The organism is Achromobacter sp. K91 (genome assembly GCF_003576205.1).
In the GTDB taxonomy this organism is placed as follows: Bacteria; Pseudomonadota; Gammaproteobacteria; order Burkholderiales; family Burkholderiaceae_B; genus Achromobacter; species Achromobacter aegrifaciens.
Genome location: NZ_QWFB01000039.1, coordinates 17141 through 40303, shown reverse-complemented (window position 1 = coordinate 40303; position 23163 = coordinate 17141). Strand labels below are relative to the sequence as shown.

The following is a 23163-nucleotide window of genomic DNA, read 5'->3' as shown; positions in this document are numbered from 1 at the left end:
CGATGGGGCGAAGTGCGCAGAGAATAGCAGACGCCCGGAAGAAAAAATGCCCAGGCAGCGCCTGGGCATTTTCACAGGAGGCTCAGCCCCCCACCAGCTTCAAGGTATCCAGCGGGGTGACCGCCTTGAATCCCTTGCGCGTCGCGATGTGCTCGGGACGCGGAGTCAGGCCGTACTTGGGCGGGTTCAGCGTGTTTTCCATGCTGTTGTAGACCATGAACACGTTGGCGCGCGGCCACGGCGAGATGTTGCTGTTGGATCCGTGCATCGTGTTGCAGTCGAAGAACACCACCGAGCCGGCCTTGGCCGTCATGGAGCGGATACCGCCCTGCTCCACCAGCAGCTGCAGGCTGACCGGATCCGGCACGCCGTATTCCTGCTTCTTCAGCGACTGCTTGTAGTGTTCATTCGGCGTCTCGCCCACGCACGAGATGAACTGGCGATGCGATCCGGGCACCAGCATCAAGGGGCCGTTGCACTCGTTGTTGTCGGTCAGCAGCACCGAGCAGCTCAGCGCGCGCATCGCCGGCATGCCGTCCTCGACGTGCCAGGTTTCGAAGTCGGAGTGCCAGTAGAACTCCTTGCCCTTGAAGCCGGGCTTCATGTTGGCGCGCGACTGGTGGATGTACACCTCGGACCCCAGGATCTGCCGCGCCACATTGACCAGGCGCGGATCGCGCACCAGGCGCGACAGGATGGGATTGAGCACGTGCACCATGAAGATCGAGCGCACCGCATTGCTGCCGGGCTCGGTGATGGACTCTTCGCGGCGGACGATAGAGGGGTCGCGCGTCATGCGCTCGACCTCGGTGGACAGCGCGCGGATTTCATCTTCGGAAAACAGGTTCTCCAGCAGGATGAAGCCGTCGCGCTCGTATTGCTCGACCTGGCCGGCGTTCAATGCGCTGGCGTACTGGCCATTTTCATAGACCACCGGGTCCTGGCGGGCGATGATGGCGGAACTTCGATCCGTACGGGAGGCGTACGGATCCTGTGCAGGTGAGATCATGCGAACCTCCTTGTGTTTCAGGCCGCTTGGGCTTCGGCTTCAGGCAAGGCGTAGACGCCTTCTTTGTCATGCACTTCCTGGCCGGTCAGCGGCGGGTTGAAGACGCAGATGACGCGCAGCGGCTCCTTGCCGCCGCACAGCCAGTGCTCGTCGTGTTCGTTCAGGGCGTAGACCACGCCGGGCCCCAGTTCGTACTTCTTGCCGTCGGCGATGGTCTCGATGGAACCGTCGCCTTCGATGCACCACACCGCTTCAAGATGGTTCTTGTAGTGGATGTGGGTGCGGCCGCCCGGAAAGATGGTGGTCTCATGAAAGGAGAAGCCCATGCCGTCCTTCTTGAGCAGCACGCGGCGGCTGACCCAGGTGTCGGTGCGGACTTCGTCGGCGGTGCCGATCACATCTTTGACATTGCGTACGATCATTGACGTTTTCCTCCAAATTTCAGGATGCGGGCGGACTGCCCTTCTTCGGCGAGCGCTTCCGCGACACTGGCTTCGATCACGTCCAGGCCCTTGCCGAGCAGCTCTTCCTCGATGGTCAGCGCGGGCAGCAGCTTGAGCACTTCATCGTGCGCGCCCGAGGTCTCGATCACGACGCCTTTCTTGAAGGCGTTCTGCGCGATGCGGTTGGCCAGCGCGGGCGTGGCGTTGCACACCAGGCCCTGGATCAGGCCGCGGCCGCGCACCGACAGGCCGGCGTTGGGATAGCTGTGAACCAGGTTCTCCAGCCAGTCGCGCACCTGGCGCTCCTTGCGCTGGATTTCGGTGGCGAAGGCGGTGTTGGCCCAATAGGTTTCCAGCGCCTGCGCGGCCGTGACGAAGGCCAGGTTGTTGCCGCGGAAGGTGCCGCTGTGGGCGCCGGGTTTCCAGATGTCCAGCTCGGGCTTCATCAGCACCAGCGACATCGGCAGGCCGAAGCCCGACAGCGATTTCGACAGGGTAATGATGTCGGGGCGGATACCCGCGGACTCGAAACTGAAGAACGTGCCGGTGCGCCCGCAGCCAACCTGGATGTCGTCCACGATCAGCAGCATGTCGTGGCGCTTGCACAGCTTTTCCAGTTCCTTCAGCCAGCGCAGCGTCGCCACGTTGACGCCGCCTTCGCCCTGCACCGTTTCCACGATGACGGCCGCCGGCTTGTCCATGCCGCTGCTGGGATCTTCCAGCATGCGTTCAAGATAGGCCATGGTGTCCACGTCCGGACCGAAGTATCCGTCGTAGGGCATGAAGGTGGTGTTGCCCAGCGCATAGCCGGACGCGTCGCGGAACTTCATGTTGGCCGTCACCGCCAACGAGCCGCCGCTCACGCCATGGAAACCATGGGTGAAAGAGATGACGTTGGGACGTCCCTTGACCTGGCGCGCGATCTTCAGCGCGGCTTCAACCGCGTTGGTGCCGGTGGGACCGGTGAACTGCAAGGTGTATTGCCAGTTCCGCGGCTTGAGCAGCACGCGGTCCACCGTCTCCAGGAAACGCTTCTTCGCGCTGGTGGCCATGTCCAGGCCATGCACTACGCCGTCCGACTGGACGTACTCCAGCAGCTTTTCCTTGAGAACAGGATTGTTGTGGCCATAGTTCAGCGTGCCGGCGCCGCTGAAGAAATCGATGTATTCGGTGCCGTCCTCATCGATCAGGGTCGAGCCCCTGGCCTGGCTGAATATCACGGGGAACGACCGGATGTAGCCCCGTACCTCCGACTCCATCCGGTCAAAGATCTTCAAGTCCATGATTAATCCTCCCTTTTCATCTCATGAGTGGACGGACGGCCAGAACCCTTCCGGGTGCGCTTGCGCATCCGGATCGGCCAACCATCCCGGTAATTCGATAAGACCGCTGGGCTTGCGCCGCCCCTAGGGGGCTGGCAAGGCGAACGGACCTATCCTCAACAACATCTCGTCGTCATGGTCCGCGCCGCCGAAAAGCTGCCGGTCGAAGAACGGCTGCTCGGAGACGTGGGCGCCGAGTTCGCTGGCCAGGCCGGCAAAGCTGCGGCGCGATGCCTGGTTGTCAGGCCCCACCGTGGTTTCGAGATAGCGGACATGCTCGAGACCCTTGCGGCGCAAGAGCTCGCGGAGCATGGCGCGGCCCAGTCGATGGCCGCGTGCGCGGGTGTGCACCGCGACCTGCCAGACAAACAAGGTGTCGGGCCGGTCCGGGATCACGTATGCGGAGATAAAACCGTCGATGCGTCCGCCGGCGCTTTCGGCCAGGACGCAGGTGTCGCGGAAATGCTCAGCGAGGAGCAGGTACGCGTAGAGGGAATTCAGGTCGAGCGGCGGGCACTCGGAAATGAGGCGGTGGATGGCGGCGCCGTCTTTGCGGTCGGGCAGACGCATGGTATGGGTCTGCGCGCTGACCGCCGGCGCCACGGCACTTGAGAGGGTTGGGGTATCCAGTTCGGTTTTCTTCATGCAACGATTCCCGATTCAGGGGGTGCCCCGCCCGTGGGCACTTCAAGGATGGGCGAAGACACGTCGCCATGCGTGTCGACGGCGGCCTGGCCGTCCTGCTCCATGAGCGCCACGATGCGCTCCAGGGACAGCGTGATGGTGGCCTGTTCCAGTTCGGGCAAGGCATTGAGCGCGTCGGCCAGATGCTTTTGCAGCGGCGACGGCGCGCCTTGCGCCAGTTCGCGGCCCGCGTCCGTGGCCGTGACGAATACGATGCGACGGTCTTCGCGGCCGCGTTCGCGGCGGATCAAGCCCTTGTCTTCCAGGCGATCCAGGATCCCGACCACGGTGCTGGGACTGACGTGCATTTCGCGGCTGATCGCGGTGGCCGTCATCGGACCGTTGGCGATCACGGTGCGCAGGCACATCAGTTGCGGCGCCGTAATGTGGCTGACGGCGGACAACTGGCGCGAATGCAAGGCGATGGAACGCGTGATGCGGCGCAGGGCCCGCAAGATGCGCAAATCGTATTGCTGTGCAGGGTCGGATTTCGCGGTGTCAGTCATGGGAAAACGTGTTCGGTCAAATTCATTTCTACACAAATGATATGCGCACGATTCATTCCCGTCAAACAAAAATCCCGTTGCGTGATGTAAGTAAATGAGCGCCGATTTGCGGGAATTGGCGGCGAATTTCAAGGACTTACCTGCGAGCGAGCTTGCCTGAACCGTCAGGCACTCTAGGTGGAACCCCTTATAAAAACATATGTTTTTTTATTGATTCAAGATTTATCATCTGTTTTTTTACAGCCTCTTCCCGCCGTACATGTCCTTGCCGTCCGACCTCCTCCTGACCCTCCAGGAAAAACTGGAACAACTGCCGCCGGAACTGCAGCGGGCGGCGCATTGGGTCGTGGCGCACCCCGCCGAGGTCGGCCTGTGGTCCATGCGGCGCCAGGCCCAGACCCTGGGCGTGGCGCCGGCAACCATGCTGCGGCTGGCGCGGGCCGTCGGCTTTTCCAGCTACGAGGATTTCCGTCAGCCCTTCCAGCAGGCCCTGGCAGGGCAGGCCGCACCGGGACTGCGCGAGCGCGCCGCCGCGCTGCAGGCCGCGGCGGGCGAACCCGCGGCGCCCGGGCACGACGTGCTCACCGACTATCAGGTTCGGGCCATGAGCTCCGTCTGCGCGCTGAACCCGCCCTCCGCCTTCGACGCCGCGGTGCAGACCCTGCTGGAAGCCAGGCAGGTCGGCTTCCTGGGCACGCGCTCAGCCTTCGGCATTGCCTTCCAGATGCGCTACGCCTACCAGCTGGTGCGGCGCAACAGCGTGCTCATAGACGGCCTGGGCGGCGCGCCCGCCGAGCAAGCCGACAACCTGGGACCCGGCGACGCGCTGATCGTGATCTCGCAGGCGCCCTATCCCACCGCCACCGTGCAACTGGCCCGCCAGGCCGCGCAGCGCGGCGTGGCGCTGATCGCGCTGACCGATGACCCCTTGTCGCCGCTGGCGGTCGACGCCCGCCACACCCTGCGCTTCGCGCCTCCTGACCGCGAAGGCGTGCGGGCCCGCCCGGCGCGCCAGGGGCCCGGGTCGTTCTTCCACACCACCGCCGGCCTGCTGGGCCTGGCGGAGCACCTGATCGCCCGCCTGACCGCGCGCGGCGGCGAGGAGGTGCTGAACCGGCTGACCGAAGTGGAACAGCGCCTGCTCAACGACAACGTTTACTGGAGCGCGCCGCCGCGCCGCCCCGCCTGACATCCCGTCCGGATTCGCCTTTAACCTCCTGCATTGCGGAATTGCCCCATGAGCCACACCCATGTCATGCATCGTTCATTGCGCCAGACGCCTCCCGTCGCGGTCCGCGGCCAGGGCGTGTGGGTCTACGACAGCGCCGGCCGCTCCTACCTCGACGGTTCGGGCGGCGCGGCGGTCTCCTGCCTGGGACACAACCACCCCGACATCCAGGCCGCCATGCATGCGCAGATCGACGCGCTGGCCTATGCCCACACCAGCTTTTTCACGACCGAGGTCGCGGAGCAATTGGCCGAGCGCCTGGTGGCCGATGCGCCGCCGGGCATTTCCCATGCCTACTTCGTCTCGGGTGGCTCGGAAGCGGTCGAAGCCGCGCTGAAAATGGCGCGGCAGTACTTCGTGGAAATCGGCCAGCCGGAACGCCGCCACATCGTCGCGCGGCGCCAGAGCTATCACGGCAACACGCTGGGCGCGCTGGCGGTGGGCGGCAATGCCTGGCGCCGCGCGCAGTTCGCGCCGCTGTTGATCGAGGTCGAGCACGTGTCGCCCTGCTACGCCTACCGCGACCAGCGCGAGGACGAAAGCCCCGAGCAATACGGCGAACGTCTGGCGCAGGAACTGGAACAGACCTTCGAGCGCCTGGGTCCGGGCACGGTGATGGCTTTCGTGGCCGAACCCGTGGTCGGCGCCACCGCCGGCGCCGTCACGGCTGTGCCGGGTTATTTCCGCCGCATCCGCGAAGTCTGCGACCGTCACGGCGTGCTGCTGATCGCCGACGAGGTCATGTGCGGCATGGGCCGCACCGGCACGCTGTACGCAGTGGAACAGGAAGGCGTCACGCCTGACCTGATCACCATCGCCAAGGGCCTGGGCGGCGGCTATCAGCCGATCGGCGCGGTGATGGTGCAGCAGCGCATCGTGGATGCCATGCAGCAAGGCAGCGGCTTCTTCCAGCATGGCCACACCTATCTGGGCCATGCGATCGCCTGCGCCGCGTCGCTCGCCGTGCAGGAGGTGATCCGGCGCGACGGCCTGCTGGCGCGCGTGCAAGCGCAGGGCGCAGGCTTGCGCCAGCGGCTGGAGAGCGCGCTGGGCGCGCATCCGCACGTCGGCGACATCCGCGGCCGCGGCCTCTTCATGGGCATCGAGCTGGTGCAGGACCGCGCCAGCAAGCAGACCTTCGACCCCGCGCTGTCGCTGCACGCGCGCATCAAGCGCGAAGCCATGGCGCTCGGTTTGATGGTCTACCCGATGGGCGGCACCATCGACGGCCGCCACGGCGACCACGTGCTGCTCGCCCCACCCTTCATCATCTCCGACGATGAACTGGACCAGTTGACCGACCGTCTGAGCGGCGCCATCGACGCCGCCATCGCGCAGGCGCGCGCCTAGCCGCCTGCTGCAAGCGCGGCGCAAGCGATTGCGCCGTGCCGCCCGCCTGGCGCGGGCTCGTGATGATACGCACAGGGTGCTCCGCGGCTCGCGGGGCGCACCAACCGCCGGCCAAGACCGGCAATATCACGGGGAAAAACCCCAAAAGGAGTTTGCATGACCACGTCCGTCAAACACCCCTTGGGCCATCGCAACGCCTGGACGCTCGCAGCCGCGGGCCTTGCCACGGCATTGCTGTCCACGGCGCCGGCGCCCGCCGCCGCCCAACAGAAGTTCGTCAGTATCGGCACGGGCGGCGTCACCGGCGTCTACTATGCCGCCGGCGGCGCCATCTGCCGTCTGGTCAACAAGGATCGTTCCAGTCACGGCATCCGTTGCTCGGTCGAATCGACCGGCGGCTCGGTCTTCAACGCCAACACCATCAAGGCCGGTGAGCTGGACCTGGGCGTGGTGCAATCCGACGTCGGCTTCAACGCCTACAAGGGCGAAGGCCAGTTCAAGCAGGCCGGACCGTACACCAAGCTGCGCTCGGTGTTCTCCATCCACCCCGAGCCCTTCACCGTCGTGACGCGCAAGGACGCGAACATCAAGAGCTTCGAAGACCTCAAGGGCAAGCGCTTCAACGTCGGCAACCCCGGCTCGGGCACGCGCGCCTCGATGGAGGAGTTGCTGAGCACCATGGGCTGGACGCTGAAGGACTTCTCGCTGGCGTCCGAACTGCGTCCCGACGAGCACGGTTCCGCGCTGTGCGACGGCAAGATCGACGGCTTCTTCTATGGCGTGGGCCACCCCTCGGCCAACATCCAGGACCCCACCACCAGCTGCGGCGCCAAGCTCGTGTCGCTGACCGGTCCCGCCGTGGACAAGCTGGTCGAGAAGTACCCGTACTACGCCCACGCCTCGATTCCGGCCGGGCTGTATCCGAACAACCCGACGGAAACCAAGACTTACGGCGTGACCGCTACCTTCGTCACTTCCGCCGACGTGCCCGAGGCGACGGTCTACACCGTGGTCAAGGCGGTGTTCGACAACTTCGACGACTTCAAGAAGCTGCACCCCGCGTTTGCCAACCTGAAGGCGGCGGACATGGTGAAGAACGGGCTGTCGGCGCCGCTGCATCCGGGCGCCGAGAAGTACTTCAAGGAAAAGGGCCTGCTCTGAGGCCCAGGCCCAAGGGCCGCTGAAACGGCACGCGTGTGTGGCCGGGTCTAACCCCGCCACGCAGGCTGCCGTCCCCTGCGCACAGCAAGCGCGGGGGCTCAACGCGCGCCGCGCCGCCGGCGCGCGCCATGACACGTAGGGGAATTTCATGAATAAAGAGCCGCATACGCCGGCCCCGGACCTGGAACAGCTGGTCGCCGACGCCGACCGCGGAGGCCGCAATGTGCGCGGCCTGGCGGGCGCCACCTTGGCGGCGGGCGCGCTGATCTGGTCCCTCTTCCAGCTCTGGTACGCGTCGCCGCTGCCGTTCTCCCTGAATTGGGGCATCTTCAACGACACCGAGGCGCGCGCCCTGCACCTGGGCATCGCCATGTTCCTGGGCTATCTGGCCTACCCCGCCAGCAAGCGCTCGGCGCGCGACCGCATGCCCTGGTACGACTGGGCGCTGGCGCTGATGGCGGGCTTCTGCGGCAGCTATCTGTACGTCTTCTACAACGAGCTGGCGGGCCGTCCCGGCCAGCCGACCACCATGGACGTGGCCACTGCCGCGATTGGCCTGGCGCTGCTGCTGGAGGTGACGCGCCGCGCGCTCGGCCTGCCCATGACCGTGCTGGGCCTGGTGTTCGTGGCCTACGCGCTGGCCGGTCCCTGGCTGCCCGACGTGCTGGCGCACCGCGGCGCGTCGCTGGAACGCCTGATGTCGCACATGTGGCTGACAACGGAAGGCGTCTATGGCGTGGCGCTGGGCGTATCGGTGTCGTACATCTTCATCTTCGTGCTGCTGGGCTCGATGCTGGACAAGTGCGGCGCGGGCAACTACATGATGCAGGTGTCGTTCGCGCTGCTGGGGCACCTGCGCGGCGGGCCGGCCAAGGTGGCGGTGGTGTCCTCCGCCGTCAACGGCCTGGTGTCGGCGTCGTCGGTGGCCAATGTGGTGACGGGCGGCATCTTCACGATTCCGCTGATGAAGAAGGCCGGATACGGCGGCGTGCGCGCCGGGGCCATCGAGACCGCCTCGTCCGTCAACGGCCAGATCATGCCGCCCGTGATGGGCGCAGCCGCCTTTTTGATGATCGAGTATGTCGGCATTCCTTACACCGACATCATCCGCCACGCGATCCTGCCGGCCGCGATCTCCTACATCGCGCTGTTCTACATCGTCCACCTGGAAGCCCTGAAACTGGGCATCCAGCCCATGATGGCCTCGGGCCCCGCGCGCACGCCGCTGCAGAAGCTGGCCGGATGGGGCATGGGCATCAGCGGCACCTTGCTGGTGATGGGCGCGGTCTACTGGATAGGCACGGGCGTGCAGGCCGTGGCAGGCGCCGCGGCCATCTGGGTGTTGCTGGCCATCCTGGCCGTGCTCTATCTGTGGCTGCTGCGCGTGGCGGCGCGCCACCCCGACTTGCCGCAGGACATCGACATCAACCATCCCGTGCGCCCGCAACCCTGGCCCACGGTGCGCGCCGGGCTCTACTTTCTGATTCCCATCGGCATCCTGGTCTGGTGCCTGAGCGTGGAAGAGCTGTCGGCCGGACTGTCGGCGTTCTGGGCGGCGATGGCGATGCTGTTCCAGATGGTGACGCAGCGTCCGCTGATCGCCTGGTTCCGCAAGCAGCCGGTGTCCGCGGCCTGGCGCCACGGCTGGCGCGACGCCATCGGCGGCCTGGAGGACGGCGCCCGCAACATGATAGGCATCGCCATCGCCTGCGGCACCGCCGGGCTGATCGTGGGCGCCATCACCCTGACCGGCCTGGGCCTGCGCATGACGGCCTTCGTCGAACTGGTGTCCATGGGCAACGTGCTGCTGATGCTGATCTTCACGGCGGTGGTGTGCCTGATCCTGGGCCTGGGCATGCCGACCACGGCCAACTACATCCTGATGGCGACGCTGATGGCGCCCGTGGTGGTGGAGCTGGGCGCGCAGAGCGGCCTGGTGATTCCGCTGATCGCGGTGCACATGTTCGTCTTCTACTACGGCATCATGGCCGACATCACCCCACCCGTCGGCCTGGCGACCTTCGCGGCCGCCGCCATCTCGGGCGAGGACCCGATCAAGACCGGCATCCAGGGCGTGACCTACGCGGCGCGCACGGCCATCCTGCCGTTCATGTTCGTGTTCAACCCCATGCTGCTGCTGATCGACGTCACCTACGGTTGGGAACTGGCGCTGGTCGTGACGGGCGCCACGATCGCCTCGCTGACCTTCGCCGCCGCCACCATGCGCTGGTTCCGCGTGCGCTGCACGCTGGCCGAAGTCGGCGTGCTGCTGCTGGTCATGTTCATGCTGTTCCGTCCGGACTGGTTCATGGACCATTTCGCGCCGCGCCATGAAAGCCGTCCGGCCTCCGAGATGCAGGCCATCGCGGGCGCGCTGCCCGACAATGGAAGGCTGACGGTGGTGCTGCGCGGCATCAACCTGGAAGGCGACGAACTGACCAAGACGGTGGCCGTTGCCCTGCCCGAATTGACCGACAACCCGGGCGGGCAGGACGCGGGCCGCAAGCGCCTGGCCGAGGCCGGACTGACACTGATGAGCCTGGGCGACCAGACGCAGATCGGCGGCGTGCGTTTCGGCAGCCGCGCCCAGCGCGCCGGCTGGGAACAAGGCTGGGACGTGCTGGAAGTGAAGGCGCCCAACCCGCAGCGCTGGTCCGACTTCTGGGTATATGTGCCCGCGTTGCTGCTGCTGGCAGGCATGTGGGCGCGCCAGGGCCGGCGCGACGGCGGCGCCCCCGTCGGCCGGCTGCGCGCCAAGCCGGTCTGATCAGTCAGCCCGCGCGCGCCGCCAGGCCGGCCAGGCGCCGATGGTGAGCGCGCGCAGGAACCACTCGACCGGGCCGTAGGCGTGGCGCCGCAGCCACCAGGCGGACAGCGGCAACTGCGCCGCGAATATCGCGACGGCAATGCAGAACGTCGCCAGTGGCGAGACCGAGCCGAACAGGCGCAGACCCCAAGCGGTGAAAAGAAAGGCGCAGACCACGGATTGCATCAGGTAGTTGCTCAATGCCATCCGCCCGGCGGGCGCGAGCCAGCCCGCCAGCCGCGCCCCCAGCTGTGTGCGCATGGCCAGCAGCAAGGCCGCCGCGTACGACATGCTGAGCAACGGCGCGGTCAGCAGGTCCACCGCCAGGCCCGGCAGTTCCCAGGCTGCCCCCGCTGACGGCAGCGTGCTGAAGGCGTAGGCCGCAGAACCGGCCAGGCCTGGCGCCAGGCCCAGCGCGCACAGCAACCACAGCACACGCGGCTGACGCCAGGGATCGGCCAGCGCGTTACGGCGGCCCAGCGCGTAGCCCGCCAGGAACATTGCGAACGCGAACGGCCCTTGCACGAACAGCACCGTGAACCACACGCCCCCGGTCAGCTCTTTCCAGTGCTGCGCGATGGTCGTGCCTATGCTGCCCCGGTAGGCGTCGATCGCCGCCAGGGCGTCCGCGTGGTATTGCGCCTCGTACCCGGGCGACACCGGGTCCAGATAGCTCAATGCGCCCAGAATGGCCCACAACGAGGCCGTCAGCACGATGAGCCACAGCGAAATGCGCAGCGCCCGCCGCGGCTCCATCCGCCGGCACAGCAGCAGCGCCAGGCCCAGCAATGCGTAGGTCAGCAGTATGTCGCCCTGGTAGAACAGCACCGCGTGCGCCAGCCCCAGCAAAGCCAGGCCCGCCAAGCGGCGCAGGAAGCGCGGCGCAAAAGCCGCCTGGCTGCGTTCGGCAGCGGTCATCTGCAAGGTGAAGCTGTACCCGAACAGGAAAGAGAACAGCAGGTAGAACTTGGTCTCGAACAGCCACGCGATCAGCCAGCGCACGGCCAGGTCCAAGGGCTGCGAGTACGCCGGGTCGGCCACGCCGGCGCCATAGAACGGCGACGAGAACACGCCGATGTTGACCACCAGGATGCCGAAGAGCGCGAAGCCGCGCAGCGCATCGACCTGCTCCAGCCGCGCATGGGTTGCCGCCGCGTTCATGCCTGCCCCCCTGCGGCTGCGCCTTGTTGCGCGTCGCCAGGCAGGCACCGCGACAAGGCCTGTTCCAGGAGACGGCTGCCGGCCGCCGCGCCAAAGGCGGGGTCGACCACCGACCGGCTGTAGACGCCGTCCAGCAGCAGCAACAGCGTATCGGCCATCTCGGCTGCCGCCTGCGGCGGCGTGCGTTGTGCCCACACCGTTTCCAGCAAGGCCATCAACCCGGCCTTGCGCGCCGCCTCGTTCTCCAGCACCAGCGCGTGCACGCGCGGGTTGCGCACGGCTTCGGCCAGGATCTCCATGCCCAGCCTGACGTAGGCCGGGTCTTGATGCTGCGCCAACTGCGCGGCGACCCAATCCGTCAACGCCCGCCTCGCGTCGGGCGCGGCGCACGCTTGCCGCATGCGTTCGCGCGCGGACTCGGTATCCGACGCAATCATCGCTTCGATGATTTCCGCCTTGCTGCCGTAGTAGTGGAACAGGTTGCCGGGGCTCATGCCGGCGCGGGCGCAGATCTGCGCCGTCGAGGTCGAATGGAAGCCGTGCTCGGCAAAGCAATCCGCTGCGGCGGCCAATATCTGGGTGCGCCGTTCCTGCTGCTTGATGGGGTCGATCTTGCGCATGCTATTAATAGACTGAATGATCTATCTATTAAATACCGGGATCGAGCAGCCGGTCAACAGACGAAAAAAATGGCGGGCCGCAGCCCGCCATTCTCTTGTCTGCCCGCCCGGAACCTAGCCCAGCACCGGCGACAGCACCACCGGCTGCTTGGGCCGCACATCCAGCGCCCGCCCCTTGCGGGCGCGCTTGCCGATGTACGGCGCCAGCGCGTCGCCCGCCAGGATGTCCTCGGTGTGCTTGTTGCGGTAGATGCCAGCCGCGCGCAGGCCGCCCGCGCCGATGGGCACGGTCTGGTCCAGCTTGTCGGTCCCGTCCAGCCCCATCAGGATGGTGCCGCGGCCGCCGCCGGACAGCGTCTTGACCTCGTCCAGGCCGAACACCAGGAACTTGCCCTTGTGCGACAGCAACGCCAATTGCTTGGCGCCGTCGAACAGCGGCACCGGACGCAGCAGTTCGTCGCCCTCTTCCAGGGTGATGAACTGCTTGCCGGCGCGCTGGCGGCTGACCATGTCGGACAGCTTGGCGGCAAAGCCGTAGCCGCCGCGCGTAGCCAGCAGCCAGCGGCTGTCGGGCGCGGCCGCGATCGTGTGGACGATACGCGTGCCGCTGCCCAGGTCGATCATGGTGGTGACCGGCTGGCCGTCGCCGCGGGCCGAAGGCAGCCCGGCGACCGGCACCGAATAGACGCGGCCGTTGTCGCCCATGGCGATCAGCGTGTCGGTGGTGCGGCACTCGAAGGCGCCGTACAGATCGTCGCCCTGCTTGAAGCCGAATTGCGACGCATCGTGGCCGTGGCCCTGGCGGGCGCGCAGCCAACCCTTCTGCGACACGATCACGGTGACGGGCTCGTCCAGCACCTTGGTTTCGAGCACGGCGCGTTCGGCGGTCTCGATCAACGTGCGGCGGTCGTCGCCGTATTGCTTGGCGTCGGCCTCGATTTCCTTGACCAGCAGGCGCTTGAGCGAAGCGGGATTGTCCAGCAGTTCCTGCAGGCGCACCTGTTCGTCACGCTTGTCGGCCAGTTCCTGCTCGATCTTGAAGCCTTCCAGGCGGGCCAACTGGCGCAGGCGCATTTCCAGGATGTCCTCGGCCTGGCGTTCGGACAGCTTGAAGCGTTCCATCAGCGCGGCGCGCGGCTCGTCGGATTCGCGGATCGTCTGGATGACTTCGTCCACGTTCAGGTAGACGACCATGCGGCCTTCCAGCACGTGGATGCGGTCGATGACCTTGTCCAGGCGGAAGCGCGTGCGGCGCACCACGGTGTTGGTGCGGAACGCCAGCCACTCGACCAGGATGTCGCGCAGCCCCTTCTGGCGCGGCCTGCCATCGGTGCCGATGCACACCAGGTTGATGGACGAGCTGCTTTCCATGCTGGTCTGCGCCAGCAGCGTGTTGACGAATTCGTCGCGGTCCACGCGCGAGGTCTTGGGTTCGAAGACCAGGCGCACGGCGGCGTCCTTGCCCGACTCGTCGCGCACGGCGTCCAGCAGGTTCAGCATCACCGCCTTGGCCTGCGTCTGCTCGGGCGTCAGGCTCTTCTTGCCGGTCTTGACCTTGGGGTTGGTGATTTCCTCGATCTCTTCCAGCACCTTCTGGCCCGAGGTGCCCGGCGGCAGCTCGGTGACCACCAGTTGCCATTGGCCGCGCGCCATTTCCTCGAACTGCCAGCGCGCTCGCACCTTGAGCGAACCGCGGCCGCCCGCGTAGATCTGGGCGATGTCCTCGGCCGGCGTGATGATCTGCCCGCCGCCCGCGAAGTCCGGCCCCGGGATCAGGGCGTGCAGCTCGGCGTCCGGCATCTGCGGATGCTTCAGCAGCGCCACGCAGGCCTGCGCCACTTCGCGCAGGTTGTGCGGCGGGATCTCGGTCGCCATGCCGACCGCGATGCCCGAGGCGCCGTTGAGCAGCATCACCGGCAGGCGCGCCGGCAACATCTGCGGCTCTTGCTGGCTGCCGTCGTAGTTGGGCACGAAGTCCACGGTGCCTTCGTCCAGCTCGTCCAGCAGCAGCTTGGCGATGGGGGTAAGGCGGGCTTCCGTGTAGCGCATGGCGGCGGCGTTGTCGCCGTCGCGCGAACCGAAGTTGCCCTGGCCGTCGATCAGCGGATAGCGCAGCGAGAAATCCTGCGCCATGCGCACCATGGCGTCATAGGCGGCCTGGTCGCCGTGCGGGTGATACTTGCCCAGCACGTCGCCCACGACGCGCGCGGACTTGACGGGCTTGGCGCCAGCGGCCAGCCCCATCGCCTGCATGGCGAAGAGAATGCGCCGCTGCACGGGCTTCTGCCCGTCGCCCACGTCCGGCAGGGCGCGGCCGCGCACCACGGACACCGCGTAGTCCAGATAGGCTTGCTCGGCGTAGCGCGCCAGGGTGATGGCGGCGTCGCCATCGCCACCGCCATCGCCGCCGGGCGGATTGGAATCGAACAAGCCGGGTTGATTGCTGTCGGTCATGATGTATTCAGGTAGACAATTTCATCGAAACGGCGTCAAAGCGCCTGCGCGGACGACATCAGCTGCGTATCGGCGACATGCGCGCGCAACTGGGTCCGCACCGCATCCAACGTGGCGGCGTCCTGCCCGCGCTTGGGGATGATCACGCCTTGCAAGGTGCCGAGAATGACATAGAGATGCTGTGGGGTTTCCTCGACCCGCCGCACATCGGACCAGTCCATGCGTCCGGAGGCGGTGGCAGTGGTATCCGTGATGCCGTCGGGGCCGAAGTCCAGCTGATGCCGTCCCAGGAAAAGCTCGTCGGGCTGACGCTTCAGCATGCGGCGCGTGTTCATCCTGACCAGCGAGGGCAGGACGTACTCGTAAGCCAGCGCCAGGAGCGCAAGAATGCCCAGGCCCACCGCCAAGCCCTGGAAATACACGGGCAGGATCCGCCCCCAGTTCGGCGTATTGCCGTCCCAGGTCTGCCAGATCAGGTAGGCCAGCAGGGCCACGATCATCAGGACCGCGAAACGCAGATGGGAGCGGTAGCGGCGGCGGCGCAGCTCCGGCCGCTTGTACACGTAAGCGGCGAAGTCGGCGTAGTCGTCGGCAGTCATCTGGACGTCCATGCGGGCCGAGCCGGGCGCGGACCCGGCCATCAGATGTCCAGCTCCGCCAGATTGCCCTTCTCTTCGATCCAGGCGCGGCGCTGCGAGGACTCGCCCTTGCCCATCAGCATGTCGAACATGCGGGTGGTGTCTTCGGGCGTCTGGTCGCCATAGCCCACGGGCAGGAGGCGGCGCGTGTCCGGATTCATGGTGGTTTCCCACAGTTGCTCGGGATTCATTTCGCCCAGGCCCTTGAAGCGGCTGACGGCCCAGGCGCCTTCACGCACGCCTTCCTTGCGCAGCTTGTCCTGCGCGGCCTCGAGTTCGCCTTCATCCAGGCAGTAGATCTTGCGCGCCGGACGCTTGCCCTGCGCCGGCACGTCCAGCCGGAACAGCGGCGGCTTGGCCACGAACACGTTGCCGGCTTCGACCAGCTTGGGGAAGTGCTTATAGAACAGCGTCAGCAACAGCACCTGGATGTGCGAACCGTCGACGTCGGCGTCGGACAGGATGCAGATGCGGCCGTAGCGCAGGCCCGACAGGTCCGGGGTATCGCCGGGACCGTGCGGGTCCACGCCGATGGCGACGGAAATGTCATGGATTTCGTTGTTGGCGAAGAGCCGGTCGCGATCCACTTCCCAGGAATTGAGCACTTTGCCGCGCAGCGGCAGGATGGCCTGGAATTCCTTGTCGCGGCCCATCTTGGCCGAACCGCCCGCGGAGTCGCCCTCGACCAGGAAGACTTCGGTGCGGGTCGCGTCGCTGGATTCGCAATCGGTCAGCTTGCCCGGCAGCACGGCCACGCCCGAGCTCTTGCGCTTTTCGACCTTCTGGGCCGAGCGCTGGCGCGCCTGGGCCTGGCGGATGGCCAGTTCGGCCAGCTTCTTGCCGTATTCGACGTTACTGTGCAGCCACAGGTCCAGCGCGCTCTTGGAGAAGCCGCCGACCAGGCGCACCGCGTCGCGGCTGTTCAGGCGTTCCTTGATCTGGCCCTGGAACTGCGGATCCAGCACCTTGGCCGACAAGACGAAGCTGGCGCGGGCGAACACGTCTTCCGGCAGCAGCTTGACGCCCTTGGGCAGCAGGCTGTGCAGCTCGGCGAAACCCTTGACCGCGCCGAACAGGCCTTCGCGCAGGCCCGATTCATGGGTGCCGCCGGCAGGCGTCGGAATCAGGTTCACGTACGACTCGCGCACGGCGTTGCCGTCCTCGGTCCAGGCCACCACCCACTGGGCGCCCTCGCCTTCGGCGAAGTTCTCGTGGTCGGCCCCGGCGTACTGTTCGCCTTCGAAGAACGGCACCATCAGCTCCGCCCCGGCCAGCGCCTCGGACAGATAGCCGCGCAGGCCGTCCTGGTATTGCCAGGTCTTGGTGTCGCCGGTTTTCTCGTTGACCAGGGAAACCTTGACGCCCGGCAGCAGCACGGCCTTGCTGCGCAGGAGGTGCGTCAGCTCGCCCAGCGGAATGTTGGGGCTGTCGAAATACTTGGCGTCCGGCCAGACGCGCACGCGGGTACCGGACTTCTTGCGGCCACCCTGGTCGTAGGGCGCCAGGGGCTCGGCCACGTCGCCGCCCTTGAAGACCAGGCGGTTGACGGCGCCATCGCGCCACACCACCACTTCCAGGCGCGTGGCCAGGGCGTTGGTGACGGACACGCCCACGCCGTGCAAGCCGCCGGAAAAGGCGTAGGCGCCGCCGCCCGCCTTGTCGAACTTGCCGCCTGCGTGCAGGCGCGTGAACACCAGCTCCACCACGGGAGCGTTCTCTTCAGGGTGCAGGCCAACGGGAATGCCGCGCCCGTCGTCCTCGACGGAAACGCTGCCGTCGACGTGCAGCGTGACCTGGATCTGCTTGCCGTATCCGGCCAATGCCTCGTCTGCGGCGTTATCAATGACCTCCTGCACGACGTGCAGGGGGTTTTCGGTTCGGGTGTACATGCCCGGGCGCTGGCGCACGGGCTCCAGTCCCTTCAGGACGCGAATGGACGCCTCGGTGTAACGTGGAGTGGCCAAGTTATCCCCAACATCTGTGGAAAAAAACCGACATTTTACGGATAAGTCCAGATTCTGCGCGGCTCCCAGTGGGATGAGCACGACCTGACCAGCTCCGAATTCGGTAGGATGATGACAGTCACAGCCAGCGCATCGGGTCGGTACCGCCCGGATCGCGACAACTGCGCCGCAACATCCTACACAAATCCAGCAACTCCTGTTGTTATTAACAGTGGTATGCCTGTTGATATTGACAGTGGTATGCTTGAGTCCATCCACAAACAAGAACAACGGCGGGGCGCGTCCCTTTTTACGCGCCTTTTGCTGCCGAACCGAGAATCACCATCATGAGCGACCAAATCAAGAACGTCAGTGACGCCAGCTTCGATGCCGATGTGTTGAAATCCGGCCAGCCGGTGCTGGTGGACTACTGGGCTGCCTGGTGCGGCCCCTGCAAGATGATTGCCCCGATCCTGGAAGAAGTCGCCACGGAGTACGCTGGCCGCCTGACGATTGCCAAGCTGAACGTCGATGAAAACCAGGGCACCGCCACCAAGTACGGCATCCGCGGCATTCCCACCCTTATGCTCTTTAAAGACGGCCAAGCTGCCGCCACCAAAGTTGGCGCGCTGTCGAAGTCGCAACTGACCGCATTCCTGGACGGCGCGCTGTAAGCCGCGTGCCGTGAACGAAGGCGCCGCCCTCGGGGCGGCGCTCATTCAATACCGCGTGTGCCCGTCCGTGGCGCGCCGCCAGAACTCTCCTTCACTTTCCCCCAAAAATCCACCGCGATGCACCTCAACGAACTGAAGGCGCTGCACGTCTCGCAGCTGCTGGAAATGGCCGCCGGCCTGGAAATCGAGAACGCCAACCGCCTGCGCAAGCAGGAGCTGATGTTCGCCATCATGAAACGGCGCGCCAAGCAAGGCGAGCAGATCTTCGGCGACGGCGTCCTGGAAGTCCTGCCCGACGGTTTCGGCTTCCTGCGCTCGCCCGAGACCTCGTATCTGGCCAGCACGGACGACATCTACATCTCGCCCTCGCAGATCCGCCGCTTCAACCTGCACACCGGCGACTCGATCGAAGGTGAAGTGCGCACGCCCAAGGACGGCGAGCGCTATTTCGCCCTGGTGAAGGTGGACAAGGTCAACGGCGTGGCGCCGGAAGCGATCAAGCATCGCATCATGTTCGAAAACCTGACGCCGCTGCACCCGAACCGCAACATCCGCCTGGAACGCGACATCAAGAGCGAGGAAAACCTCACGGGCCGCATTCTTGACGTCTTCGCCCCCATCGGCATGGGCCAGCGCGGCCTGATCGTCGCCAGCCCCAAGTCCGGCAAGACGGTGATGATGCAGCACATCGCGCACGCCATCACCACCAACTACCCCGACGCGGTCATGATCGTCCTGCTGGTGGATGAACGCCCCGAGGAAGTGACCGAAATGCAGCGCACCGTGCGCGGCGAAGTGGTCGCCTCGACCTTTGACGAACCCGCCACCCGCCACGTGCAGGTCGCGGAAATGGTCATCGAAAAGGCCAAGCGCCTGGTCGAAATGAAGAAGGACGTGGTGATCCTGCTGGACTCGATCACCCGTCTGGCCCGCGCCTACAACACCGTGGTGCCGGCCTCCGGCAAGGTGCTGACCGGCGGCGTGGACGCCAACGCGCTGCAACGCCCCAAGCGCTTCTTCGGCGCGGCCCGCAACCTGGAAGAAGGCGGTTCGCTGACCATCCTGGGCACGGCGCTGATCGAAACCGGCAGCCGCATGGATGAAGTCATCTATGAAGAATTCAAGGGCACCGGCAACTCCGAAGTCCACCTCGAGCGCCGCCTGGCCGAAAAGCGCGTCTACCCGTCGATCAATCTGAACAAGTCCGGCACCCGCCGCGAAGAGCTGCTGATCGCCCCCGACCTGCTGCAGAAGGTCTGGGTGCTGCGCAAGTTCATCCACGACATGGACGAAGTCCAGTCGATGGAATTCATCCTGGACAAGATGCGCGCCACCAAGACCAACGCCGAATTCTTCGACATGATGAAGAAGAAGTAAGCCTGGTCAGAGCCTGCGGTCCGCGGCGCCCACGCCTTGGACCCGGCCATGAAAAACGCCCTGAAGCGCGCTTGCGCCCAGGGCGTTTTTCATGGGCCGGACAGGCGGCTCACTGCCCTCCCATGAACTCCTCCAGCGTGCCAGGCTGCGGCGCCGGACGCGGGGTCTGCTTGTTGCCGGCCGGCTTGCCGGACGCGTCTATCGGCTCGATCTTGGGATCGTCCCAGCTGCCGGTGACGGCGTATTCCATGGTCATGGCCCGCGCCAGCGGCTGCTTCAGCAGCCACTGCGTCACGAAGGCTCCCAGGCCGATCAGCGGATTGACCGCCAGCGCCGTCACCATGGCCGCCCCGCTGGCGTCCAGGTTCGGAATCACCACGGCCTTCATGTCCCAGCGTTCGCGGATGATGTTGACCCCGCCGGCCAGCACGATGGTCGCCACCGGCCCGTTGATCTTGTAGCCTTCGGTCGAAGCCGTGCCGTCGGCCAGCTTGACCTTGCCGCGGATGGTGTCGAAGGGGAAGCCGTCGCGCAGCAGATTGGTGGGATTTACGTCCAGCCGCGCCAGCCGCTGCAGCGATTGCAGGGACAGCAGCTCCAGCAGCCGCGCGGTGCGGGAGTTGACGTGCATGAAGCGGCCCTTGTCCAGGCTGACGTCGACCTCGCCCGTCAGGTCTTCGATCTTGTGGGTCCAGGGCAGATTGCGCCAGGTGGCCTTGCCCTGCATCGTGCCCTTGCCACCCGACACCACCTTTTCGAAGCCGATGCGGTCCAGGAACTTGCCCACGTCTTCGAACTTGACCGAAGCGTCCACGGTCAGGCCGCGGCTCTGGCCTTCCAGGTTCCAGTTGCCGGTGGCGTTGAGCGAGGCCGCGTCGTTGACGATGGACAGCTTGTCCAGGCGCCATTGGCGGCCGCGCTGCAGGTTCGTGCCCTGCACCTGGAGTTCGCCCACGTTCTTGCCGTACAGCAGGAATTCCTTGGCTTGCAGGTCGATCGCCGGGATGTCTGACAGGTCGTTGCCGGAGGACAGCGCCTCGTCGGCCTTGTTGGTGTCGCCCTCGCCGCCCAGGGACAGATGCTTCAGGCGCGCGGTGATCTGGCCGGCGATGGCGCCCGAGGCCTCGCGCCATTCGAGCGAACCCGTGGCCTGCTTGGATTGCAGATCCACGCGCCATTGGGCGGGTCCCGGCCGGGTCGCGTACAGCGTCAGGTCGTTCAGGGTAAAGCCGCCAGTCCGCAAGACGCCGGCCGCCAGGCTGATGCGTTCGGCCGCGGGCAGCATGGGCTTGGGCGCGGCACGGCCCTTGCCAGCAGGCGCGCTGAAGCCGTCGGACACGCTTTCCCAGGCATCCAGGTCCAGTTCAGGCAGGCTCGCGTTCAGGCTGAACCCGCGTTCCGGCAGGCTTGCCGGACGGTTGATGCCCAGCGCGCCGCGCGCGAAGTAGGACGGCGACCCTTCGGACGGCGCCCGTTCGAACAGCGCGTTGACGGCATCTCCCAGGCTTGCGGTGAGCCAGCGCCGGTTCTGCGCTCCGCGGTCCTGCGCGGGCGACCATTGCACCTTCAGCAACTGCGAAGCCTGGGCGGCCTTGCCGACCGGAGCGGGCATGTCGATCGCCATGCCCACCAGATCGGACTCGACGGAAATGTCCACCGCGCCGCCGCGCTGATAGCCCACCTTGCCCTTGTAGGCCGCTTTGCCCGAAAAGCGCGACATGGACGGCGTGTTGCTTAATTGAGTCAGCGCCGGCCCGGCCAGCGTACCCTCGAAGCGCAAGGCGTCCGTGCTCTGCGCCAGACGTCCGTAAATCCGCGCCGGGCCGCCCAGGAACAGGGCCCGCAAGTCCTTGGCCTCGACGCCCTTCTCCGAAAACTCCAGGTCACCGTGCATCTGGCTGAGCAGCGGCATCTCCGGCATGAAGGTGAAGGAGTTGCCCGCGAACAGGATGTTCCCCTGGACCTGGGTGTCATCGGTGTTCAACAGAGGCACCTTGAGCTTGAGCCCCACCCGCCAGTCGCCGGTGCCGCGCGCCTCGTCCAGCGCGCCATCCAGCAACTCGCCCAAGGGCGAGTTGGCTGCCAGCGCCAGATAGGCCGGCACGGCGCCGGACGTCTCGCCGGTCAGCAGCAGTTCGGAGTTCTCTTCCATGTTGGGAATGGTTGCGGAAACCGCCCCCAGCGTCACGGTATGTCCCGATCCGGTATGCGCGACCGCGCCGCCCGGACTGTCCAGCGCCAGGCTGACCTTGTCGATGCGGAAATTGCCGGACAGGTTCTCCAGCATCGGCCAACCCTTGCGGCGCTCGCGCGCCGGCGCGTAGTCGACCTTGGCGCCGCTGAATGCGCCGGCGATCACGAAATCGCCCTGAGCCCCAGGCGCGCCAAAAGGAAATTCGTCGAGATCGCCCTTGAGCGTGATGGAGGCCGATTGCATTTCGCCCGCGGGCAAGCCGATGGCCAGCCATTCGCGCGCATCGGCGTTGACCTCCAGCGGCAGGTAGCGATGGATGGCGGACATGGAGCCGCGCGCCATCACGCCGTGCATGTCGACGCTGCCCGCCGCGGTCCTGCCTTCTGGCCGCCACTGCCCTTGCACGCGCACGTCGAGATCGTCGTTGACCAGTTGCAGTTGGCCTACGTCCACGAACCAGTGCTTCGCATCGGGCCCTTTGACGGCGGCATCCAGCGCCACGTCGCGCACAGCCAACGTGGGTTGCTCGAAGACGCCCGGCAAGGACAGAGTGAGCTGTTCGGCCTTGGCGCTGACCGACACCGCCGGGGCGCCAGGGCTGCGCGCCAGCGGCACGCTGTCCAGCTGCATGAAGTCGCCCGGCAAGCCCTGGACGCGGGCCTGGACGTACCCGGCCCTGAAGCCTGGAGCAGCGGTCCCTTGCGCGGTCTCGGTCCATTGCAGGCCGCGCACGGCGGCGTCGGCGGTCAGATCGGTGAACTTGCCGCGTTCCAGCTGCAGCCATGCCCGCCCGCTCAGGCGGCCCGCCACCGCCGGGACCTCGAACCAAGGCTGCCAGGCCAAGGGTTCAGCGTCGTCCAGCTGTACATATAGCTGGCCGCCCCAATTGCCGGGATTCGCCGCGTTCACCGAAAACAGGCTGCGATTGAATTCGCCGCGCAGCTCGACGTTGCGCGCCAGCGCCTCGCCCGCCGCGGCCTTGAGCACGAAACGATGCGACAAACTGCCGTTGCGCGCCAGGAAGTCGACGCCCGTCAGGGTGAGCTCCGGCGCGCCGCGCAACTCGTCCTGCCAGCGTATGGTCGCGCCGCGGATGCGCAGCTCGCGCTGCGCGCCCAGCCAGCGCAGCGCTGGATGGTCCAGGTCTGAACGCTGGTCGTCGTCATTGAGATCGATGTCCTGGCCCGCGACCCATAGATGATTTTCGGGATCGCGTCGCAACAGGAGTTCGGGCCGGTCGAGCTGCAACCGCAGCAGCTTGGGCGACAGGACCAGAATGCTGCGCCAGGCCAGCACCGCCGAAACGGAAGGCAAGGACAACACCGGGTCCACCTCATCGTCGTAGACTTGGACGGAGGTGAGATCGAGTTTGGGGTTCAGGCCTTGCCAGTTCGCCTGGATGGAGCCGATGGTCACTCGGGAGCCCAGCGCCTTGCTGGCGTAGGCTTCGATCTGGGGACGCCATTGGTCCGCGCGGGGCAGAACCCAATAGCGCACGCCCAGCAGTCCGAGGGCCACGACGCAATAGACGGTCAGCACGGCCCAGAACACCCAACAGAGCACTTTTTTTGAAACAGACACGGATCGGTGGGC

17 protein-coding genes are annotated in these 23163 nt (G+C 66.2%); 6 read left to right on the top strand and 11 right to left on the bottom strand.

Annotated features, from left to right (window positions below; translation table 11 throughout):
* Positions 1-82: 82 nt before the first annotated feature.
* From thpD to DXK93_RS21045, 5 genes are all read right to left on the bottom strand, one after another.
* The gene (gene thpD, locus DXK93_RS21065; RefSeq protein ID WP_054458697.1) at positions 83-1009 is read right to left on the bottom strand and encodes an ectoine hydroxylase; all 927 of its coding nucleotides are present in this window, start codon (positions 1007-1009) and stop codon (positions 83-85) included.
* Between the two features lie 17 nt (positions 1010-1026).
* Positions 1027-1431, bottom strand: a complete 405-nt coding sequence (locus DXK93_RS21060) for an ectoine synthase (RefSeq protein WP_006387829.1) — start codon at positions 1429-1431, stop codon at positions 1027-1029.
* Positions 1428-2735: a diaminobutyrate--2-oxoglutarate transaminase gene (ectB, locus tag DXK93_RS21055; protein ID WP_054458699.1), complete on the bottom strand. Its 1308-nt coding sequence runs from the start codon at positions 2733-2735 to the stop codon at positions 1428-1430. The genes DXK93_RS21060 and ectB overlap by 4 nt, the downstream gene beginning before the upstream one ends.
* Positions 2736-2858: 123 nt before the next feature.
* Positions 2859-3419 (bottom strand): diaminobutyrate acetyltransferase, encoded by a 561-nt coding sequence (gene ectA / locus DXK93_RS21050; protein WP_054458701.1) that lies wholly within the window; start codon positions 3417-3419, stop codon positions 2859-2861.
* Positions 3416-3964: a MarR family winged helix-turn-helix transcriptional regulator gene (locus DXK93_RS21045; protein WP_054458703.1), complete on the bottom strand. Its 549-nt coding sequence runs from the start codon at positions 3962-3964 to the stop codon at positions 3416-3418. The genes ectA and DXK93_RS21045 overlap by 4 nt, the downstream gene beginning before the upstream one ends.
* Before the next feature lie 259 nt (positions 3965-4223).
* Here DXK93_RS21045 and DXK93_RS21040 point away from each other — a divergent pair, with 259 nt between their 5' ends.
* The 4 genes from DXK93_RS21040 to DXK93_RS21025 all read left to right on the top strand — a co-directional run bounded on the left by DXK93_RS21040 (position 4224) and on the right by DXK93_RS21025 (position 10470).
* Complete coding sequence (locus DXK93_RS21040) at positions 4224-5153, top strand: MurR/RpiR family transcriptional regulator (RefSeq protein ID WP_054458705.1); 930 nt, start codon at positions 4224-4226, stop codon at positions 5151-5153.
* Between the two features lie 48 nt (positions 5154-5201).
* The gene (locus DXK93_RS21035; protein WP_119451026.1) at positions 5202-6542 is read left to right on the top strand and encodes an aspartate aminotransferase family protein; all 1341 of its coding nucleotides are present in this window, start codon (positions 5202-5204) and stop codon (positions 6540-6542) included.
* A gap of 156 nt (positions 6543-6698) precedes the next feature.
* Positions 6699-7703, top strand: coding sequence for a TAXI family TRAP transporter solute-binding subunit (locus DXK93_RS21030; RefSeq protein ID WP_119451025.1), 1005 nt, complete (start codon positions 6699-6701; stop codon positions 7701-7703).
* Positions 7704-7851: 148 nt separating this feature from the next.
* Positions 7852-10470 (top strand): TRAP transporter fused permease subunit, encoded by a 2619-nt coding sequence (locus DXK93_RS21025; protein WP_119451024.1) that lies wholly within the window; start codon positions 7852-7854, stop codon positions 10468-10470.
* Here DXK93_RS21025 and DXK93_RS21020 read toward each other — a convergent pair whose 3' ends face one another.
* From DXK93_RS21020 to DXK93_RS21000, 5 genes are all read right to left on the bottom strand, one after another.
* Positions 10471-11670, bottom strand: a complete 1200-nt coding sequence (locus tag DXK93_RS21020) for a DUF418 domain-containing protein (RefSeq protein ID WP_119451023.1) — start codon at positions 11668-11670, stop codon at positions 10471-10473.
* Positions 11667-12290: a TetR/AcrR family transcriptional regulator gene (locus DXK93_RS21015; RefSeq protein ID WP_054458714.1), complete on the bottom strand. Its 624-nt coding sequence runs from the start codon at positions 12288-12290 to the stop codon at positions 11667-11669. Before DXK93_RS21015 ends, DXK93_RS21020 begins: the two co-directional genes overlap by 4 nt.
* A 114-nt stretch (positions 12291-12404) precedes the next feature.
* Complete coding sequence (gene parC / locus DXK93_RS21010; RefSeq protein WP_054458716.1) at positions 12405-14744, bottom strand: DNA topoisomerase IV subunit A; 2340 nt, start codon at positions 14742-14744, stop codon at positions 12405-12407.
* Positions 14745-14779: 35 nt separating this feature from the next.
* Positions 14780-15385, bottom strand: coding sequence for a YcxB family protein (locus tag DXK93_RS21005; RefSeq protein ID WP_054458717.1), 606 nt, complete (start codon positions 15383-15385; stop codon positions 14780-14782).
* A complete protein-coding gene (locus tag DXK93_RS21000; RefSeq protein WP_054458719.1) occupies positions 15385-17346 on the bottom strand; it encodes a DNA topoisomerase IV subunit B in 1962 nt (653 codons plus the stop codon). Before DXK93_RS21000 ends, DXK93_RS21005 begins: the two co-directional genes overlap by 1 nt.
* A 326-nt stretch (positions 17347-17672) precedes the next feature.
* Here DXK93_RS21000 and trxA point away from each other — a divergent pair, with 326 nt between their 5' ends.
* Both trxA and rho read left to right on the top strand, forming a co-directional pair.
* Positions 17673-17999, top strand: coding sequence for a thioredoxin TrxA (trxA, locus tag DXK93_RS20995; RefSeq protein WP_006218534.1), 327 nt, complete (start codon positions 17673-17675; stop codon positions 17997-17999).
* A gap of 117 nt (positions 18000-18116) precedes the next feature.
* The gene (gene rho / locus DXK93_RS20990; RefSeq protein WP_054458721.1) at positions 18117-19376 is read left to right on the top strand and encodes a transcription termination factor Rho; all 1260 of its coding nucleotides are present in this window, start codon (positions 18117-18119) and stop codon (positions 19374-19376) included.
* A gap of 109 nt (positions 19377-19485) precedes the next feature.
* Here rho and DXK93_RS20985 read toward each other — a convergent pair whose 3' ends face one another.
* On the bottom strand, positions 19486-23151 hold the full coding sequence (locus DXK93_RS20985) for a YhdP family protein (protein ID WP_370127254.1): 3666 nt from the start codon (positions 23149-23151) through the stop codon (positions 19486-19488).
* Between the last annotated feature and the right edge of the window lie 12 nt (positions 23152-23163).

What these genes read in the sequence shown, in the direction of transcription:
- thpD (WP_054458697.1), bottom strand. Translation starts at nt 1,009, where the DNA reads ATGATCTCACCTGCACAGGATCCGTACGCCTCCCGTACGGATCGAAGT.
- DXK93_RS21060 (WP_006387829.1), bottom strand. Translation starts at nt 1,431, where the DNA reads ATGATCGTACGCAATGTCAAAGATGTGATCGGCACCGCCGACGAAGTC.
- ectB (WP_054458699.1), bottom strand. Translation starts at nt 2,735, where the DNA reads ATGGACTTGAAGATCTTTGACCGGATGGAGTCGGAGGTACGGGGCTAC.
- ectA (WP_054458701.1), bottom strand. Translation starts at nt 3,419, where the DNA reads ATGAAGAAAACCGAACTGGATACCCCAACCCTCTCAAGTGCCGTGGCG.
- DXK93_RS21045 (WP_054458703.1), bottom strand. Translation starts at nt 3,964, where the DNA reads ATGACTGACACCGCGAAATCCGACCCTGCACAGCAATACGATTTGCGC.
- DXK93_RS21040 (WP_054458705.1), top strand. Translation starts at nt 4,224, where the DNA reads ATGTCCTTGCCGTCCGACCTCCTCCTGACCCTCCAGGAAAAACTGGAA.
- DXK93_RS21035 (WP_119451026.1), top strand. Translation starts at nt 5,202, where the DNA reads ATGAGCCACACCCATGTCATGCATCGTTCATTGCGCCAGACGCCTCCC.
- DXK93_RS21030 (WP_119451025.1), top strand. Translation starts at nt 6,699, where the DNA reads ATGACCACGTCCGTCAAACACCCCTTGGGCCATCGCAACGCCTGGACG.
- DXK93_RS21025 (WP_119451024.1), top strand. Translation starts at nt 7,852, where the DNA reads ATGAATAAAGAGCCGCATACGCCGGCCCCGGACCTGGAACAGCTGGTC.
- DXK93_RS21020 (WP_119451023.1), bottom strand. Translation starts at nt 11,670, where the DNA reads ATGAACGCGGCGGCAACCCATGCGCGGCTGGAGCAGGTCGATGCGCTG.
- DXK93_RS21015 (WP_054458714.1), bottom strand. Translation starts at nt 12,290, where the DNA reads ATGCGCAAGATCGACCCCATCAAGCAGCAGGAACGGCGCACCCAGATA.
- parC (WP_054458716.1), bottom strand. Translation starts at nt 14,744, where the DNA reads ATGACCGACAGCAATCAACCCGGCTTGTTCGATTCCAATCCGCCCGGC.
- DXK93_RS21005 (WP_054458717.1), bottom strand. Translation starts at nt 15,385, where the DNA reads ATGGCCGGGTCCGCGCCCGGCTCGGCCCGCATGGACGTCCAGATGACT.
- trxA (WP_006218534.1), top strand. Translation starts at nt 17,673, where the DNA reads ATGAGCGACCAAATCAAGAACGTCAGTGACGCCAGCTTCGATGCCGAT.
- rho (WP_054458721.1), top strand. Translation starts at nt 18,117, where the DNA reads ATGCACCTCAACGAACTGAAGGCGCTGCACGTCTCGCAGCTGCTGGAA.